At 59.6% G+C, this 17128-nt stretch carries 10 protein-coding genes; 1 reads left to right on the top strand and 9 read right to left on the bottom strand.

What is annotated here, in order from left to right; genetic code table 11:
- Window positions 1-34 precede the first annotated feature (34 nt).
- Complete coding sequence (locus ABD720_RS15335) at window positions 35-1345, top strand: homoserine dehydrogenase (RefSeq protein WP_344764479.1); 1311 nt, start codon at window positions 35-37, stop codon at window positions 1343-1345.
- A gap of 101 nt (window positions 1346-1446) precedes the next feature.
- Here the strand turns inward: ABD720_RS15335 and ABD720_RS15330 are convergent, their stop codons facing one another.
- The 9 genes from ABD720_RS15330 to ABD720_RS15290 form a co-directional block, all read right to left on the bottom strand.
- Window positions 1447-3108 carry a type II secretion system protein GspD gene (locus ABD720_RS15330; RefSeq protein WP_344764475.1) on the bottom strand — a complete coding sequence of 554 codons (1662 nt, stop codon included), beginning with the start codon at window positions 3106-3108 and terminating at the stop codon, window positions 1447-1449.
- Window positions 3109-3172: 64 nt separating this feature from the next.
- Complete coding sequence (locus tag ABD720_RS15325; protein ID WP_344764473.1) at window positions 3173-11773, bottom strand: tail fiber domain-containing protein; 8601 nt, start codon at window positions 11771-11773, stop codon at window positions 3173-3175.
- A gap of 67 nt (window positions 11774-11840) precedes the next feature.
- Window positions 11841-12365, bottom strand: coding sequence for a hypothetical protein (locus ABD720_RS15320; RefSeq protein ID WP_344764471.1), 525 nt, complete (start codon window positions 12363-12365; stop codon window positions 11841-11843).
- 11 nt (window positions 12366-12376) lie between these two features.
- Window positions 12377-12811: a hemerythrin domain-containing protein gene (locus tag ABD720_RS15315; protein WP_344764469.1), complete on the bottom strand. Its 435-nt coding sequence runs from the start codon at window positions 12809-12811 to the stop codon at window positions 12377-12379.
- Between the two features lie 6 nt (window positions 12812-12817).
- Entirely contained in the window at window positions 12818-13441 is a 624-nt protein-coding gene (locus tag ABD720_RS15310) for a hypothetical protein (RefSeq protein ID WP_344764467.1), read from the bottom strand.
- A 56-nt stretch (window positions 13442-13497) separates the two neighbouring features.
- On the bottom strand, window positions 13498-14325 hold the full coding sequence (locus tag ABD720_RS15305; RefSeq protein ID WP_344764465.1) for a peptidylprolyl isomerase: 828 nt from the start codon (window positions 14323-14325) through the stop codon (window positions 13498-13500).
- A 38-nt stretch (window positions 14326-14363) separates the two neighbouring features.
- On the bottom strand, window positions 14364-14933 hold the full coding sequence (locus ABD720_RS15300; protein ID WP_344764462.1) for a hypothetical protein: 570 nt from the start codon (window positions 14931-14933) through the stop codon (window positions 14364-14366).
- 2 nt (window positions 14934-14935) lie between these two features.
- A complete protein-coding gene (locus ABD720_RS15295) occupies window positions 14936-15862 on the bottom strand; it encodes a hypothetical protein (protein ID WP_344764459.1) in 927 nt (308 codons plus the stop codon).
- 15 nt (window positions 15863-15877) lie between these two features.
- Window positions 15878-17128: a type II secretion system F family protein gene (locus tag ABD720_RS15290; protein WP_344764456.1), complete on the bottom strand. Its 1251-nt coding sequence runs from the start codon at window positions 17126-17128 to the stop codon at window positions 15878-15880.

Raw genomic sequence — 17128 nt, 5'->3', positions numbered from 1 at the left:
CCGGCCACGGTGCCGGCTGTCACGCACAAAGCATATGAAACCCATCAAAGTAGGCCTGTTAGGCATCGGCACCGTAGGCGCCGGCACATTCAATGTTCTCAAGCGCAATGCCGAAGAAATTACCCGTCGCGCTGGTCGCAGCATCCAGATCGCTATGGTGGCCGACCTCAACGTCGAGCGTGCCCGCGAACTGACCAACGGCGAATGCGAGGTCGTCAGCGACGCCAACCTGGTTGTCACGCATCCCGATATCGATATCGTCATCGAGCTTATTGGCGGCTACGGCATCGCCAAAGACCTGGTCCTGAAAGCCATCGCCAACGGCAAGCACGTGGTCACCGCCAACAAGGCCTTGCTGGCGACGCATGGTAATGAAATCTTCAAGGCGGCGCAGGAGCAGGGCGTCATTGTCGCGTTCGAAGCGGCGGTAGCTGGCGGCATCCCTATCATCAAGGCGCTGCGTGAAGGCCTGACGGCCAATCGTATCCAGTGGATTGCCGGCATCATCAACGGTACCACCAACTTCATCCTGTCCGAGATGCGCGACAAGGGCCTCGATTTCAATACCGTGCTGCAAGAAGCGCAACGTCTGGGTTATGCCGAGGCCGATCCGACCTTCGACATCGAAGGCGTCGACGCTGCCCACAAGGCCACGCTGATGGCGTCGATCGCTTTCGGTATTCCGGTCCAGTTTGACAAGGCCCACATCGAGGGCATCACGCAATTGCAGGCCACCGATATCCGCTACGCCGAACAACTCGGCTACCGCATCAAGCTGCTCGGTATCACCAAGCGCACGCCACACGGCATCGAGCTGCGCGTCCATCCGACACTGATTCCGTCCAGACGACTCATTGCCAATGTCGAAGGCGCGATGAACGCCGTGCTGGTGCAGGGTGATGCCGTCGGTGCGACGCTGTACTACGGCAAAGGTGCCGGTGCCGAGCCGACCGCGTCGGCCGTCATCGCTGACCTGGTCGACATCACGCGTCTGTTCACCGCGGAGCCCGGTCACCGCGTCCCGCATCTGGCCTTCCAGCCGGATGCCATGGCCGATACGCCGATCCTGCCGATGTCCGAAATCACCACCAGCTATTACCTGCGCATGCATGTGGCGGACAAGCTGGGCGTGCTGGCGGCGGTCACGCGCATTCTGGCCGATTCGAATATCTCGATCGACGCGATGCTGCAAAAGGAACCGGCCGAAGGCGAGAGCCAGACCGACATCATCATGCTGACGCACCAGACGCAAGAGAAATTTGTCGACGAAGCGATTGCGCGTATCGAAGCCTTGTCCACCGTGATTGGCAAGGTCACGCGGATTCGTCTGGAAGAGCTGGAGTAAAAAAAGGCGCGCAGGCCGGGATGGCTTGCGCGCTGCGATGTACACCCGTTCATCAACGCACCGATATCCGATGGCACAAGCCCGACCACCTGCGAGCGTGCCTACCTTTCGGCAATGGCAATCGCAACCGCAGCGGCCGGCTCCCATGCAGGTAACGAATACGATAGTTTCAAGCCGCCTGATCCCACAGCGGCGGTCGACTTCATGGTTTCCGGCTTCGCTGGCTGAACCGGCACCACGGGCACCACCGGCACCACCAATTCCACCTCCGGCAAGGCCACCTTCTGCTGCGCCTGCTGATACCCCTTCCCGCGGAAATACACTACCTTCGATTTCAGTGCCAATACCAGTTCCGAACGCGACACCGTATCGCTGGTGCCGTTCTGCGTAATCCCGCGCCGCACTTCGGTCGCATCGCGATTGATGGTGATTCCGCCGAGCAGGATCATGTCGCCCGGACGGGCGCGAATGACGGTGTTGATTTCGCGGTCCGCCGTGGTCGGCAGGGTCAGGTCCGTGCCGAGCGCCGTGAACTTGTTCAGGCTGACGATTTCGGAGATCGACAACCCGATGCGGGTGTACACCGTGTTATCGCTGAAGTCACCGAACAGCGCCAGGTCGAGGCCGGTTTTCAGATCCTTGGTCTCGGTCGTCACCTGATTCACCGAGGTCGAAAAATTGGTTCCGACTTTCGACACATACGTGGTCGACTGACCCACGCGCAAACTACCCTTGGTACCCGAAATGACGGCCAGACGAGGCCGGGAGATCGCCTTGACATTGCCCTGCGTCTGCAAGAAATTGATCAGCATGTCGATCGAAAAGCGTGATGACGACAGCACCAGTCCCAGCCCCAATCCGGCAATCCCGCCGCTGACGGCATTGCCGATATTTTTGGTCGCTGTCGGTGCTGCAGTTCCGGCAGGCAGGATATTGGTGCCCGTTGTCGCTGCCACCGGATTGGCGGCCAATCCCGGCGTACCCGCCCAGGCCAGCTTGTTCCACTGAATCCCGGTATCCGAGTTGTCCTTCAGGTCAACCTGAAAAATATTCACGTCATAAATGATCAGCGAGCGCGTCTCGCGAATCTTCTGCAGATAACCTTCGATCTTGGCCAGTGATGGCCGGTTGGTGCGAAACACCAGTGACCGGTTCAGACGATCGATGTACGGATCTTTCGCGCCCAGAAATTGCAGCGTGTTGGTCAGCCCGGCCGCGTTGTCTTCCGAGAGTGCCGGCGGCAGTTCGACGACGAATTGCTGCTCCGGCTGGATGAACAGCGTGTTCTTCCTGAACTGATAAAAAAAGCCGATTGACTCCGACAGGTTGTCCAGCACCTCGGCCAGGCTGCCTTTGACATCGAACACCGAAATCGGGCCGAAGCGTTCGCTGCCCTTGCTGCCACCTTCGATATTGAGCGAAATGCCGGTGTCTTTCAGCACCAGGCGCAACGCGTCATACACGCCCGACTCGGTCAGGCTCAGGCCGCGCAGCTGGATGTTGGGAAGGCGCCCGCTGTCCACCATCGGCTTGAGCATGAAGAGTTCGTCGGCGCCAAAACCGGCATCGATATCCAGGCTGGCCTCGGTACCGGCATCGTCGATGGTGCGACTTTCCAGCGCCTTCAGTGCCGCATCTTGCGGCGTCGCCAAGGGCCGCGGAAAACTGGCGCAGCCGTTCAAGGTCAGCAATATCGCCAGCGCCAGCATTGGGCGGCGGGTGTTGCAGGAGATGCGATGCGGAACGCGCGATTTAACTTTCATGGTCCTCTTTCCGGTTTCTAACGTGCAACTGCATTGGCAACCAGGTGCTGCCTCATCCCATCCGTCAACTCATCCTGATCCAGGTCGCCTTGATCTTTTTACTGGCAGCCACCAGCCCGACCTGCGACCCCATCGTTGTCACGTCCACGCCTTTGCCGCTGATCGGCGTCACCGTGATCTTTCCGCCCATGAATGCCACCGAGGCAAATGCGCTGCTGCCATCGTCGGCAGTGGCATTGACGATATATTGCGCGTCGGCCAACGGCACGAAGATCGGCTGGAACGACCCCAGGCTGACGAATACTTCGGTCTCGCCGGTCTTCATGACGTCCGAGCGCAGGTATTTTGTATCGATGCGATCGGCCTCGAGTTTCTTGATGCGGGCGTTTTCGGCTTCCAGATTGGCGGTCTTGATATTGGTCGACTTGATGTTCTGGAACACGGCGTCGTTACCCTGGAAAGTCTTGATGTCGACCAGCAGCGTGGCGGGATCTTTCTTGACCAGGTGCTGCAAGGTCAGTTGCTGTTCCTTGATGGCCTCGACCAGCAGCGGCACCAGTTGCGAGTACTGGACACCCTTGAATCCATCGCGATCGGTACGCACGACTTCGGGTACGAATGGTTCGATTTGCTGGGCAATGAAGCCGAGCTGGCGGCCGTTCTCGAAATTCTTTTCCGGGAAGGCGGCACGATTAAATTCGTAGTGCACGCCTTGCAGATTCCTGATGGTGCCGATCGCATTGATGACGGGCGTGATATTCATCTTGAATCGGGCATCCGACGACACGGCGTAAGCCGATGTGCCGCCGGCGGTGCCGTTGACCGTCAGCTTGTAGGCACCGTTGAAGGTCTGGCCGATGGCGACGTTATCGGTCGTGCGGCCGAGCACGACAGTGTTGATGCTGGTGACCGACGCACCGGCGCCGATGGCGGTCATGCGCGCATCCAGATTCGACGAGCCAAGACCGGAAGCCGTTGCGCCGGCGCCGAGCAGCGTGATATTGCTGGCCGATACCATTTGTACTGTATCGGCAACGCTTGCACTGGCCCCGACGAACGTCGAATTACTGCCGGTGATGGAATTGGTGGCCGTGTAGCCTGCACTAGCCCCTAGTGCCGTGTTGCTCGATCCTGTAGTGTTTCTTAGCAGAGCATATGCACCGCTGGCAACGTTCGAGGTGCCAATGGTGTTTTTCTCTAACGCATAGGCGCCGGACGCCGTATTTTCGTAACCGGTGGTGTTCTGGTTCAACGCGGACATACCACTGGCGCTGTTTCTATATCCGCCGGTAACGCCGATGTTGTTGTACAAAGCATAGGAACCGATGGCGGTATTTTCATTACCTGCCGTATTGGAATTCAGTGCACCGAGCCCAACGGCGACGTTATAGCTGGTAGGCGAGCTGGAACCCGACGCCAGGGCTCCCGTGCCGATGGCTGTGCTGCTCGCCGTAATCCACATGCTGCGCACGCCCGCCACGCTGGCAGCAAGCTGCCCGGCGGCAGGGCGATAGAGGCCGGTTGTCGCATCAGCCGAAAAAGCGTAACCCGGTGCGCCAACCGTGCCGTCGCCGGTTGCCACGCTGGTGAAGGTTGCCGTTGTTCCGCTCAACGCGCCCGTGAGGGTCATGCCGGCAAAGGTCGGGGCGCTGGTGGGGGCAATGTTCTGTGGCAGCGACAGCGTGATGCTGCCGGCCCCCGGCGTCACCGTGATCTGGTTGGTCGTGCCGGTCAGGCTGGCCAGCGTGTAGCCGCTGCCATTGCCTATCAGCAGTTGGCCGTTGCTCGGTGTCGTTCCCAGTCCGGTACCGCCGCGTGCGACGGCGAGCGTGCCGCTGGCGATATTGGCTGCGTTCAGGTTGGTCATGCCGGAACCATCGCCGGTCATTGCGCTGTCGGTAAAGGCAATGGTTTTGCGGGTTGGTCCCGTGATGGTCATGAACAGGTTGGTGCCATTGAATTCCATCGCGCCGGCAACAGCCGCAGTAAGATTGGTGCCGCTATTGAATCGCAGTGGCGCCACCGTCGTGGTGCCTGCCGCCAGGTTGAGCCCGCCGCTGACAGCCTTGATGCCGCCGGTCACCTGCAACTTGTACCCGGACAAATCATCGGCAGTCGCGCCGATGACGGTGCTGTCTGCGGCACGGCCCAGTACCACTGTATTGATGCTCGTCACTGACGCGCCGGACCCGATTGCAGTCATGAACGCGTTTGTCGATGTCGCGCCGAGCGCGGCGATGGAGTTGGATCCCAGCAGCGTAATGGCGCCGGACGCTGATGTGAAGTTGTCGTTGCCCACTCCGCTATTTGCACCTATGAAAACGGAATTGCTACCAGTAACGATTTTGCTGTTGGTGTTGCCCGCGATGTATCCGTAAGCGACGTTGTTTGTTCCGGTAGTGCTGTTACTTAGCGCGCCGTAACCAGTCGCAACGTTGTTGCTGCCGAGATTATCTTGTAAGGCCTGGTAGCCGTTGGCGACATTGTTGTTGCCAGTGAGGTTTCTATATAGCGCTGTGTTACCGACAGCGACATTGAATGTGCCTGACGTGTTTTTTGCCATGGCGTCGGGACCGATGGCGACGTTGGAACTGGCCGTGCTTTTGTTAAGTGCGTTCACGCCAACTGCGACGTTGTTGTTTCCTGTCTGATTAGTTGTCAGTGTTCCGGCTCCGACCGCCGTATTGTTGGTGCCGCCATTGGTGAATTGCAGTGCCTGCGCACCGAACGCACTGTTATTTCCGGACGAGAAGACATCGTTTATCAGCGCCTGATAGCCAGCCCCGACATTGCCAGTGGTAATGACCATGGCTTGGGTGCCATCTACGCTGCCCGCTAGCCGGCTATTGCCGCCGGCATAATTGGTAAAGTACAGGCCCGTTCCCTGCTGGCCGTTGAATGAATAAGCGGGGGCGATCGCCGAGCCAAGGTTGGCGACCAGCTGTGGATTGACACTATCGACGCGGAATGCCTCGACGCCACGGGTAGACACGCGCAGCGGGATCGCGGTAGACGATGCCAGCGTGCCGATGTTCATCAGATATTGATTGCCGCTGCCACCCGTCGATGCTGCCGTTTCGCCGATCGAAAACGCAGTCGTATTGCCAACCAGCTGCCAGTTCCAGTTCTGTGCATTGACGCCGTTGGCGATCGTGTTCGCGGCGGTGGCGGCAGTCAACGATGACAGCGATACTGCGCCCGCGCTGCCGAGTGCAACCCAGGCCGAGCCGGTATCGCGATAGATGGTGTTGGTATCGGTGCCGATATAAATCCGGTTGGCGACACCGAAAGCAGGGCGTGCCGACAGCAAGCCACTGACCGTACCGCTGCCGAGCACCAGGTCGCCACCGGCCAGGCTGAGTCCGCCGGTCAATGCCTTGATGCCGCCGGTCACCTGCAACTTGTACCCGGACAAATCATCGGCAGTCGCGCCGATGACGGTGCTGTCTGCGGCACGGCCGAGCACAACAGTGTTGATGCTGGTAACCGAAGCACCAGCGCCGATGGCCGTCATGCGGACATCCTGGCCGTTCGCACCCGTAATGCCCGACGCAGTCGCGCCAGCGCCGAACAGCGTGATGTTGCTTGCCGATGCCATCTGGGCAGTATCGGCGATGGTGGCGTTGGTTCCGATGAAAGTCGAGTTGCTGCCAGTGATCGCGTTTGTGGTCGTAAGCCCTGCCTGATAGCCATTGGCGACGTTGTAACTGCCGGTGGAATTGTTTCTAAGGGCGGTATAGCCGGTCGCCACGTTGTAAGTGCCGGAGGTGTTGTTGTACATCGACTCATTCCCGAGTGCCGTGTTGTACGTGCCCCCCACGTTCAGGTTGAGCGCATCCCGGCCAACCGCAGTGTTAAAGCTTCCGGTCGTGTTGGAGTACAGCGTGCCACTGCCCAATCCGGTATTGGAGCTGCCTGTTGAAAGGCGCAAGGCGTTCGCGCCGAATGCGGCATTGTCAGCTCCACTGACATTGAGCGCCAGCGTGCGGTAGCCAACCGCCGTGTTGTTGACTCCTGTCGTAGTGGCATTCAGTGCATTCAGACCCACGGCGACGTTAAAGTTGGTGGCCGGTGCAGAATCCGACGCGAGGGCGCCCGATCCGAGACTGACGCTGCCTGCTGTAATCCACATGCTGCGGGTACCTGCTACGCTGACGCCGAACTGCCCCGCTGCCGGACGATACAGGCCGGTCGTCAAATCGAATGAAAAGGTATGACTAGGTGCGCCAGCTGTACCGCTCGCGGTTCTCAAAACGCTGGAAAGGGTCAGGTTTGTGAAGGTAGGCGAATTTACTGATCCAAGTTGTTGCGGGTTGGTGAACGTAATTGTGGCCGTAGTACCGTTACTAGCAGTGCCAAGAGTACCGTTCACGAAACTTAACGTCGTCGGCAACAACTTGCTGCCATCCGACATGAATATGTTGCCAAAAACCGGCACTGTACTGTTTCCCGTGCCACCTGAAGTGATCGGCAGTACTCCGCTCACATCGCTGGTCAGATTGACCGCAGACCAGCTCGGATTGCCCGCCGCATTGCCGTGCAAGACCGTGGTGGTAGTGCCTTGATTGGCGAAATCAGCCGATGCCAGGATGCCGCCTGCAGCGCCGGCGGCGATCCTGTTCCAGGCACCACCGGTGTCGCGGTAAATTTCATTGGTGTCGGTGCTGACATAGATCCGGTTGGCGACGCCGAATGCCGGGCGTGCAGATAGTAAACCGCTGACCGTGCCGCTGCCGAGTACCAGGTCGCCACCGGCCACCCTGAGCCCGCCGGTCAGGGCCTTGATGCCGCCGGTAACCTGCAACTGGTAACCCGACACATCATCGGCAGTCGCGCCGATGACAGTCACGTCGGAGGTGCGGCCGAGCACGACCGTGTTGGAACTCGATACCAGGGCCGCGGCGCCCAGCGCGGTGGCGTAATTAATGGTCGCCGTCGTCCCGGTCATCGCACGGTTGCCGAGGAAGGTGTTGTAGTTGCCGGCGACGTTGGCGTTGGTCGTCCCATTACCCGCATCCTGAAAACCGGCAAACCGTCCCACGGCGACATTGCCGTTACCCGTGGTGTTGGCTCGTAATGCGTTGCCGCCGAGGGCGACGTTCTCCGCACCGCTATTGTTGCTGAACAACGTCCCGTCACCCATGGCGATGTTGTCGCTGGCGGTATTGAAGAAAAGTGCCGCATTGCCGACGGCGACATTGCTGCTTCCGTTGACATTGCTGAACAAGCTGCCGCCGCCGACAGCGACGTTGCTGTTACCAGTCGTATTGAAGAGCAACGCATTCGGACCGGCGCCAACGTTGGAATTGCCCGTAGTGTTGTACAGCAGTGCCTGGCGGCCAAAGGCCGTGTTTTCATTGCCGGTGGTGTTGAACTTCAGGCTTTCAAAGCCGGTGGCGGTATTTTTGATGCCGGTGGTATTGCTGGTCAGTGCATTGAAGCCAAAGGCAGAATTTTCGATGCCGGACGTATTGGCCGTCATGGCGTTGGTACCGACTGCGGTGGCGTTAGCTGAGGTGTCATTGAGCAGGGCGCCCTGGCCGATCGAAGCGCTTCCAGTGGTGAGCCACACGCTGCGTGTGCCGGCCACGCTGGCGCCAAGCTGGCCGGTGGCCGGCAAATAAAAGCCGGTCGATGGTTGTCCCGCAAATGCATAGCCGGGTGCGGCGACAGTGCCATTGTTGGCCACCAGTTGCGGATTGACGCTGTCAACCCGGAAGGCCTCGACGCCACGCACGGAAACGCGCATCGGGACCGCCGTAGAGGCTGCCAGCGTACCGATGTTCATCAGGTACTGGGTACCACTGCCGCCCGTCGATGCCGCCGTTTCGCCGATCGAAAATGCACTCGTATTGCCGGTCAGTTGCCAGTTCCAGTTTTGTGCGTTGACACCGTTGGCGATCGTGTTGGCGGTGGTAGCTGCCGTCAGGGATGACAGCGATGCGGCTCCCGCGCTGCCGAGCGCAACCCAGGCAGAGCCGGTATCGCGATAAATGGTGTTGGTGTCGGTGCCGATATATATTCGGTTGGCGACACCGAAAGCAGGGCGTGCCGACAGCAGACCACTGACCGTGCCGCTGCCGAGTACCAAGTCGCCGCCAGCCACGCTGAGTCCGCCGGTCAATGCCTTGATGCCGCCGGTGACCTGCAACAAGCTACCGCTACCGTCATCCGTCGCAGACCCGATCAGCAGTTTGCCATCGGAAGTCAGGCGCATGCGCTCGGTATCCGGGTTGGCGGCAGCGCCAGTGTTTTTTGTACGGAACGTAATGTGATCGGTCCAGAAACCAGCATCGATAAAGCGGATCGTCGCGGCATTGCTGTTGGTTGCACCCGGATAAGTCGATGCCCCGATATCCAGGTAGCTACCGAAACCACCAACCGTCTGGATCATATTGAGCCCCGTGCCGCTGCCGGGAATCGTGGATTGGATGCCGCCGGTAACTTGCAATTTGTAGCCAGACAGATCATCGGCAGTCGCGCCAATCACGGTGGCATCAGCAGCACGACCCAGCACGATGGTATTTGGTGAGCTCACGAGCGAACCCGACCCGAGGGCGGTGGCGTAGTTCAGCTGTGTGGCACTGCCCGACATCGCGTTCGCGCCAATGAACGTATTGTTGTTGCCGGTGGTGTTGGCGTTAGCGATTGAAAAAGTAGCATCCCGATATCCGGCATTTTCGCCCAAGGCCGTATTGTTATTCCCTGATGTATTCGCATACAGCGCTGCACTCCCAAGCGCGGCATTGTTCATGCCACCCAGATTGCTAAACAATGTGGCGTCACCGATGGCGACATTATCACCGGCGGTATTAAAAAAAAGTGTCGCATCGCCGACCGCAACATTGCTTGACCCTGTGTTATTGGACAGCAGACTGCCGCCACCGACAGCAATGTTCTTGTTTCCGGAGATATTGAAGCGTTGCGAACGGGTGCCGACAGCGACGTTGCTGTTACCAGAGTTGTTGTCGTAGAGCGCTTCTCTGCCGAAGGCATTATTTTCTACCCCTAGCGTGTTTGAACGCATGGCCTGGTATCCGACCGCGGTGTTGTATTGTCCTGTCGTATTGCTAAGCAAGGCATTGCCACCGACCGCGGTGTTTTGGGCACCTGTCGTGTTCGCAGCCAGCGCACTGGCACCGATCGCGGTGGCGGTGGCCGATGTATCGTTGAGCAATGCGCCACTGCCGAACGATGCACTGCCTGCGGTGAGCCACAGGCTGCGCGTTCCTGCCACGCTGGCAGCAAGCTGGCCGGTGGCCGGCAAATAAAAGCCGGTCGATTGTTGTCCTGCAAATGCATAGCCGGGCGCAGCGACGGTGCCATTGTTAGCCACCAGTTGCGGATTGACGCTGTCCACCCGGAAGGCCTCGATGCCACGCACGGAAACGCTCAGCGGGATCGCGGTAGAGGCTGCCAGCGTACCGACGTTCATCAAATACTGGGTGCCGCTGCCGCCCGTCGATGCGGCAGTTTCGCCGATCGAAAACGCACTTGTATTGCCAGTCAGTTGCCAGTTCCAGCTCTGCGCATACGCGCCATTGCCGATCGTGTTAGCCGCTGCCGCCCCCGTCAGCGAGGACAGCGATGGCGTGATGGCGATATTGGCGGCCGCAATCAGGCGGCCCTTGGCATCGACCGTGAAGGTGGGTACCGACACGTTCGTTCCGTAGCTGCCGGGGTTCACCCCGGTGCTGGCCAGCACCAGTGCGCCCGTGGCATCGCCGGAACCATCGAACGCTACCGACCAGTTGCCGTCGCCGGTCATACCGATGTTGCGCGCGACGGCTAGCCGTGTCGCGGTATCGGCATTGCCGATGACGTTGCCGGTGATATTTCCGACCAGGTTGCCCGTGACATTGCCGGTCAGGTTGCCGGTAATGCCAGCGCTGGCAGCCAGGGTAGTGAACCCGCCAGATGATGGCGTGACGTTGCCGATCGCCGTGCCGTTGATGGTGCCGCCGGTGATGATGACGTTGTTGGCGGTATAGGTGTTGCTGGCGCTGGTCCAGTTGCTGCCGGCCGTGTTCCAGCGCCACAGCGTGTTGTCCGATTTCACCAGGCGCAGTTCGCCATCTCTGGTGCTGGTGAGCGCGCCCAGCGCAGTCATGTCCGCCACCGGGTCGCCAAAATACACGGTGCCGCCGACACCCTGGCGAATTTGCGCGGTGGAATAGCTGGCGACGAAGTCATCGTCGGTCGTCACCGCGCCGCTGGCGATTTGTGCGCAGGTGCGGTTGAACACGCCATCGAGTCCGGCCGACACGACCGCGAACGTGACCGCGCCGGTGTCGCTGGTACTGCCGGGAAGGCGGTTGGTGCTGACCGTCACGCTGCCGTTATCCCATGCGCAATAGCCGAGGTTGGCGCCGTAGCCATCGGTGATCGGCGCACCCAGGTTGAGCGGCACCAGTCCGCCACCCGCCGGGCCGGCGCCGGTCCGGAATGGTGGCGGTTCCGGGAACGGGTCGCCGTCGGTATCCACGGACGACGCAATATAGGTGGTGATGATGGTTGCTGCCTGCTTGACTGCCAGCTCTTGCGACGAGCGGCGCGACAGGTCGGCGGCGATCTTGAACGAGCCGACCAGTTCATTGGTGCGCACCGCCTGGGCTGGCAAGGCCAGCAGCAGGGTGGTGGTGATGAGCAGGCGGGGCGGCTTCATGGCGATATCCTCATGGGTGGCGGGCACGCTTGCCCGCGGTGATGGTGCATGCGCGCCGGTAACGTACTCATGGGCTCACCAGCGTGATGGTCAGCGTGTCGTTGTTACGCACGGCCTGGTCGCCAACCTTGGCAATGACGGCATCGAGCAGATTGCGGTAGAACGTCGACCCGGCGTCGAGGGCCGTGACCGCAATGCGGATGCTGGTGGCATCGTTGACATAGGTCCACGGCGTGAAGCCCGCCAGCGGCCGCGGCTTCATTGCGCTGGCGTCGCCGGACCAGATTGATAGCATCGGCTTCGGGCAAAGCAGCGAAGCGACCAGGCTATCGCCCGGCGTGGCCGGATACGACGGATGAAAACCCGTGCCGTTATTCCCATCCGGATAGACCGCCCGGCACAGCACCAGCATGTTGGCGATCAGGTCACGCTGCGCCACCATCTGGTCCTTGGTTGCATGGAAAATTTCCGCCCGGGCGTTGTTGCGTGCAGTGTTGGTCGCCACGAAGCCCAACAGTACGAACAGCGCGATTGCAAACAGCGCCGTGGCGGCGGCAAAACCGTTTGCGGGTCGGGGCGGGTGGCGGGTCATCGCAGTACTTTTCAGGCGACCCGGTAACGGGTATCGATGTACGGAAAAAACAGTTTGTCGACATCGATCACGTGACGCATCAGCCAGAACGACAGCGCCGTGCAACTGTCGCGTGTCAATGCTGGGACGAGTTCAGTGCTGTCCGAGCGGGCCAGTTGGAGGCGCGCCGTGCGGATGATGCTGCGAGCCTGTTCGTGCAATTTGCAATGGAAGGGCAGCTCGGGATAGGCGATTTCGGCCAGTTCGGCTTCTTCTTCCAGCAGCAGGGTCTCGAACTGCGTGTAGACCGTGCGCAGCCAGCGCGTCAGGTCCGGCGCATCGAGACGCTCGATCCGGTTGCCGGCGGCAGCGAGCTGCTCGAACACATTGCGGTTGCGACGGTCGAGCGCGACACTGCCGACGGCGAGGTCGGGGCTCCAGAGGGTGGGGTGGGGAACGGTTGTCATGACGGATCAATTTTCGGCGAGAGTGCTGTAGAACGCGTAGCTGTTATCGACCAACTTGATGCAACCGGTTGCCCTGCCAGTAAATGTCGGAGACAGGATGGTCGCTCCGGCCGTGGCCATCGCCGCAGCGTCGGCCAATGCGGTCTCCACCGGCACGGTAATCACGCCATACATTTGCGAGTTGACCTGCTCGCACACCTCTTTGATCAGCCCGGTCACGTAGACGATGCTATCGGCACCAGCGGTGCCTATGCCGGTGACCACGACGCTATTGTTGTAAAGCCAGAGCGAAGGGGTGGCGAATGCTTTCACCGGCGGATCTTGCTGGACGCCGTATTGCTTGATGTTGTTGAATAATCCGGTTGTCGCCGCGGTATCGAACGTCATGTTTGCAGCGATGCCGCCATCGAAAATATACCGGTTGTAGGCATCGCGGTATTCGGCACTTTGCTTGAGCAGCACCGAGCTGAACACTTTGGCACTTTCGTTCGAGAAGGCTTTTGAATTACCCCGGCTACCATAGGCCAGTGCCGCCCCGACCAGTACGATCAGCGCGATCGTGAACAGGATGATGGTGGCACCCATGCCGCGCTGGCCGGACAGGTGGTGCCGTTGAAATGATGTGGTCATGATCGTGCTCCGTTTGTCTGTTAAAGAAATGTCCGTGGAAAAACGAGTTACCGAGACTAGCTATGCAATTCGATTTTTGCTGCCGCCCTGCGTGCCTTCATGTCGTCGTTGAAGCGTTCCGCTACCAGCAAATCCTTGATTTCTCCTTCGACCTTGGTCAGTTCGGGTTTCGGATTGGCCTTGACGTCGTCGACGTACAGCACCAGCGCACCTTCGCGCACGGTGACCGGTTGCAGGCGCTGGCCTGCCTTCAGTTTCTTGACCGCGATGCCCAGCCCGTAGGGCACTTCGGCGGCCGTCAGGTAGTGCTCGCCATCCTTGCGCACCCAGGTCAGTTTTGCCATGGCGTCCTTCTCGCCGCGACCAACGCCATCGAAGACGTCCTGCGCTTCCTTGCCATCGACCGAGACAAAAAATTTCAGCTTGAAGGTGGTGAAGTCTTCGGCATTGACGCGCGTGTCGTAGAACGTCTTGACGTCCTTGTCGGTCACTGCGTTACGCACTTCCTGCGAGCGCTGGTTGATGAAGACGCTGGCCAGTACCTCATTGCGCGCACTCTGCAACGCGGTCTTTGCGGCCTGGCGGTACATCTTGTCGGCGCTGTTTGCGGCGACCACCTTGTTGATGGCGCGGTCGACCGCGACGGCCTTATCGAGTCCGGCATTGAGGAAGGGCAGCAATTCGGCTTCGGCAATTTCGGCTCCATCGACGACGGCGACAATGCGGTTGCTGCCCTGCTTGACAGTGTTCATGTCGTTGCGTGATTCTTTGGCGGCGGCCGAGCGCAGGATATCGAGACCGAAGTAGGCGCCACCAGCCAGAACCATGATGCCGACAACGATGCTGCTGATCAAAGGCTTGCTGTAACCGGACGACTTGTTCATGGTTTTTCCTTCAAAATGTTTGGACAGATGTGAGTGACTCATCGAGCGCTCAGCCCGCTGAATGAAATCGCCTGTGTGTAGCCCGTGATGTCCGCGCTGGCGGCGACGCCGCCATCGCATTTGGCGAGGCAAATCCTGCTGGCATTCCAGGCCACGCCCTGACGAAACGACTGCAGTGTGGCCAGTGCGTACATGAACTCCGGCAACAGGGCTGCGTCCTTGATGCTGATCTGTACCGAACTGCGATTGACTGGTAACGAGATGGTGACTGCCGCATTGTTCTTTGCCATGACGTTTGCAACACTCTGGTAATCGGCAGGGCCGAGCGGTTTCTTGTCCAGTAGCGGGGCGATTTTGTTGGCTTCCGAACTTTTGATATCACGCGTGACGGCTGTAATGAAGGCCGCGCTCTGGTTGGCGGCAAGTATGCTCAGCACTACTGCAGCAACGAACATCAACGGCGCAATTAGCGTGAAATTCTGGTACGCCGCCGCCATGAACGGCGCGACATGGTGGGCCGGTTTGCCGAACGCATGGGCGCGCGGAGCTTGCCGCTGATTGGTGCCGGCAACGTCAGCCGGTGCGAGGGAGGCGAATGGATTTTTCATGATCAGCGGAGTGCCTTGGCGGGAGTGTTGTTCTTCAGGGGGCGCGCAACCGGTGTGGTGCCTGCCAGCGGCGTACCCATCGAAAGGCGGATCAGGTTTTCATCGCCAGTCTGGTCGGCTTCGACCTTTGCCCCGAGCGCATCGACATAATCTTTGGTAATCCAGGCGGGCATCATCAGGATGAATTTTTCATCGCCGCTTTTCATGTCGTATTCATCGATCCAGCCGCCTGCGCGCACCACCAGCGCAGAGACTTTTTGCACGCGCGCCAATTGCTGTGAAAGCGGCGAAACAAAATCGATCCGCGTCACGGCATCGCTGACGGCATTCATGTGGGCCTGGCTCGATTTGTCGGCCGAGGCATTCTGAACCGACACACCGATTGCCGCCGCGATGTAGAGCAGCAGCGCAATGCCCGATACCATCAGCGAATATTTCGTCGTCGCCAGCGAGATATTGTCGGCAATCCGGCGATACGCGCCGGAGATCGATTCCATCGCCCACGGCTCGTCGTTCTCTACCGCATGGATGGCAACGTCCGACTGTTCGGCAAGCCAGCTGGCCATCACGTCGGGTGTGTTGGCGATCAACCGGATATGGTCGCGCGATTTTTCGATGGCCACAGCGAGCGTGACATCCTGCAAAAAATAAATACCGTCGCCGCGATGCTGCGGGTGGCCGGGCAGGGCAGCGGCCAGTGGCGTGTTGAATGAAGGAATCGAGGTGAAGGCACTCGATGGCGCGGCAAGGTAATACACGGTCTTGTTCTCACGATCAACCGCCACCAGCAAATGCATGCGTGCAGTGTCCAGCACATCCTGCGCAACCATGAAGATGCTTTTGTCGATATCGTCACTGTGCAGCGGAATCGCGCCAGCGATCATGCCGGAGTAGGCGCTCTCGAAGTTGACGGGACTAAGATTGAGCATGGCTGTCTGGTAGTCCTATAAAGAGGTCATCGAGGCCAGGCTGCCCTCGCTCTGAAGCAGGGCGACGAACAGTGCGATCAGCACTGCCGCCAGCGAAAACGCCAGGGTGGCAAAAAAGGAAAAGACCTGGAATTTTTTGGCGGCGCGCTGTGCCAGTACTTCGCGTCGCTCGGCAATGACTTCGAAGGCGCGCGCCAGCTGATGGCGATCGGCATGCGAACGAATCAGGGTCCGTTCCGAGTTTTCAAGCGGGACCTGCGCCAGTGCATGAGCCACGTCCTCACCGTCTTCGATGCGCTTGACGGCGTTGCGCCAGAAGTTCAGCACCCGGGGCACCTGTGAGGCTTTTTCGGCGATCGCAAACGTCGCCATCAGGTCGACGCCACCCCGGATCAGCGACACCGCCACCTTGGTGCTGTTGGCCATGCCGCCATGCAGGACGATGTCCTTGAGTTGCGGGATACGCTGTATCACATCATCTATTTTCTGGCGGTAGTCGCGGCTGCCATTGAGATAGGCAAACAGGCAGGCAGCGGCAAACGCCATCAGTGCCAGCGACACCACCAGCATCAGGTCATTGGCAAAGTAGGCAATCGCGATGCCGCGCTTGATGCCTTCTATTTTTGCGGGCGTGGCATTGTCGGCCATTTCCTTTTCGATGGCCGGTAGCACGGCCATCCGGTTGCCGATCAGTGACAGGACCGAGAACGCTACTTCGACGGTCGTGAATATGGCTGTCGCCATCAGGATTTTCAGGGTGCCAGCTCTGGCCTTGTAGTAGTCGATGGCCGTGTTGATTGCCTTGGACAACGTGCCGGCTTTTTCGCCAGCCTCCAGTATGGCCAATGTGGTCTGGTCGAAAAATGCCAGCGCATCCATCGCCTCCAGAAAGCTGCCACCACCATCGAGGATCAGATTGGCGAAATTCAGGCGCTGGCGCAACGGACCGTTTTCGGCTTCGATAACCAGCTTCAGCGCCTGCCCGGCACTCAGTCCGGCCTGCGTATTGAAGTAGATCGCCAGCAGAAATTGCTGTTTATAGTCGCGCGACACCGGATTCAGGAACGCCAGTGTCGGCTTGATGACGCGGATATCGACCGGAATGCCGCCGTTCTGCCGTACCTCGTGCACCACCTGTTCGGTGGTGACCGCGACGACGATGCTGCGGTGCCGAAAGTACTTGCGGGCACTGCGGTCGCGCACGGCCTCTGCATCGGCAGCAAAGGGCAGCAGATAGGTGACCGAGAAATTTTTCAGGCCGTCCAT

The sequence above is a fragment of the Actimicrobium antarcticum genome, from assembly GCF_039536745.1.
Taxonomy (GTDB): Bacteria; Pseudomonadota; Gammaproteobacteria; order Burkholderiales; family Burkholderiaceae_D; genus Actimicrobium; species Actimicrobium antarcticum.
Note: the sequence above shows the minus strand (reverse complement) of the source record. Positions and strands in the feature narration are given on the sequence as shown.

What these genes read in the sequence shown, in the direction of transcription:
- ABD720_RS15335 (WP_344764479.1), top strand. Translation starts at nt 35, where the DNA reads ATGAAACCCATCAAAGTAGGCCTGTTAGGCATCGGCACCGTAGGCGCC.
- ABD720_RS15330 (WP_344764475.1), bottom strand. Translation starts at nt 3,108, where the DNA reads ATGAAAGTTAAATCGCGCGTTCCGCATCGCATCTCCTGCAACACCCGC.
- ABD720_RS15325 (WP_344764473.1), bottom strand. Translation starts at nt 11,773, where the DNA reads ATGAAGCCGCCCCGCCTGCTCATCACCACCACCCTGCTGCTGGCCTTG.
- ABD720_RS15320 (WP_344764471.1), bottom strand. Translation starts at nt 12,365, where the DNA reads ATGACCCGCCACCCGCCCCGACCCGCAAACGGTTTTGCCGCCGCCACG.
- ABD720_RS15315 (WP_344764469.1), bottom strand. Translation starts at nt 12,811, where the DNA reads ATGACAACCGTTCCCCACCCCACCCTCTGGAGCCCCGACCTCGCCGTC.
- ABD720_RS15310 (WP_344764467.1), bottom strand. Translation starts at nt 13,441, where the DNA reads ATGACCACATCATTTCAACGGCACCACCTGTCCGGCCAGCGCGGCATG.
- ABD720_RS15305 (WP_344764465.1), bottom strand. Translation starts at nt 14,325, where the DNA reads ATGAACAAGTCGTCCGGTTACAGCAAGCCTTTGATCAGCAGCATCGTT.
- ABD720_RS15300 (WP_344764462.1), bottom strand. Translation starts at nt 14,933, where the DNA reads ATGAAAAATCCATTCGCCTCCCTCGCACCGGCTGACGTTGCCGGCACC.
- ABD720_RS15295 (WP_344764459.1), bottom strand. Translation starts at nt 15,862, where the DNA reads ATGCTCAATCTTAGTCCCGTCAACTTCGAGAGCGCCTACTCCGGCATG.
- ABD720_RS15290 (WP_344764456.1), bottom strand. Translation starts at nt 17,128, where the DNA reads ATGGACGGCCTGAAAAATTTCTCGGTCACCTATCTGCTGCCCTTTGCT.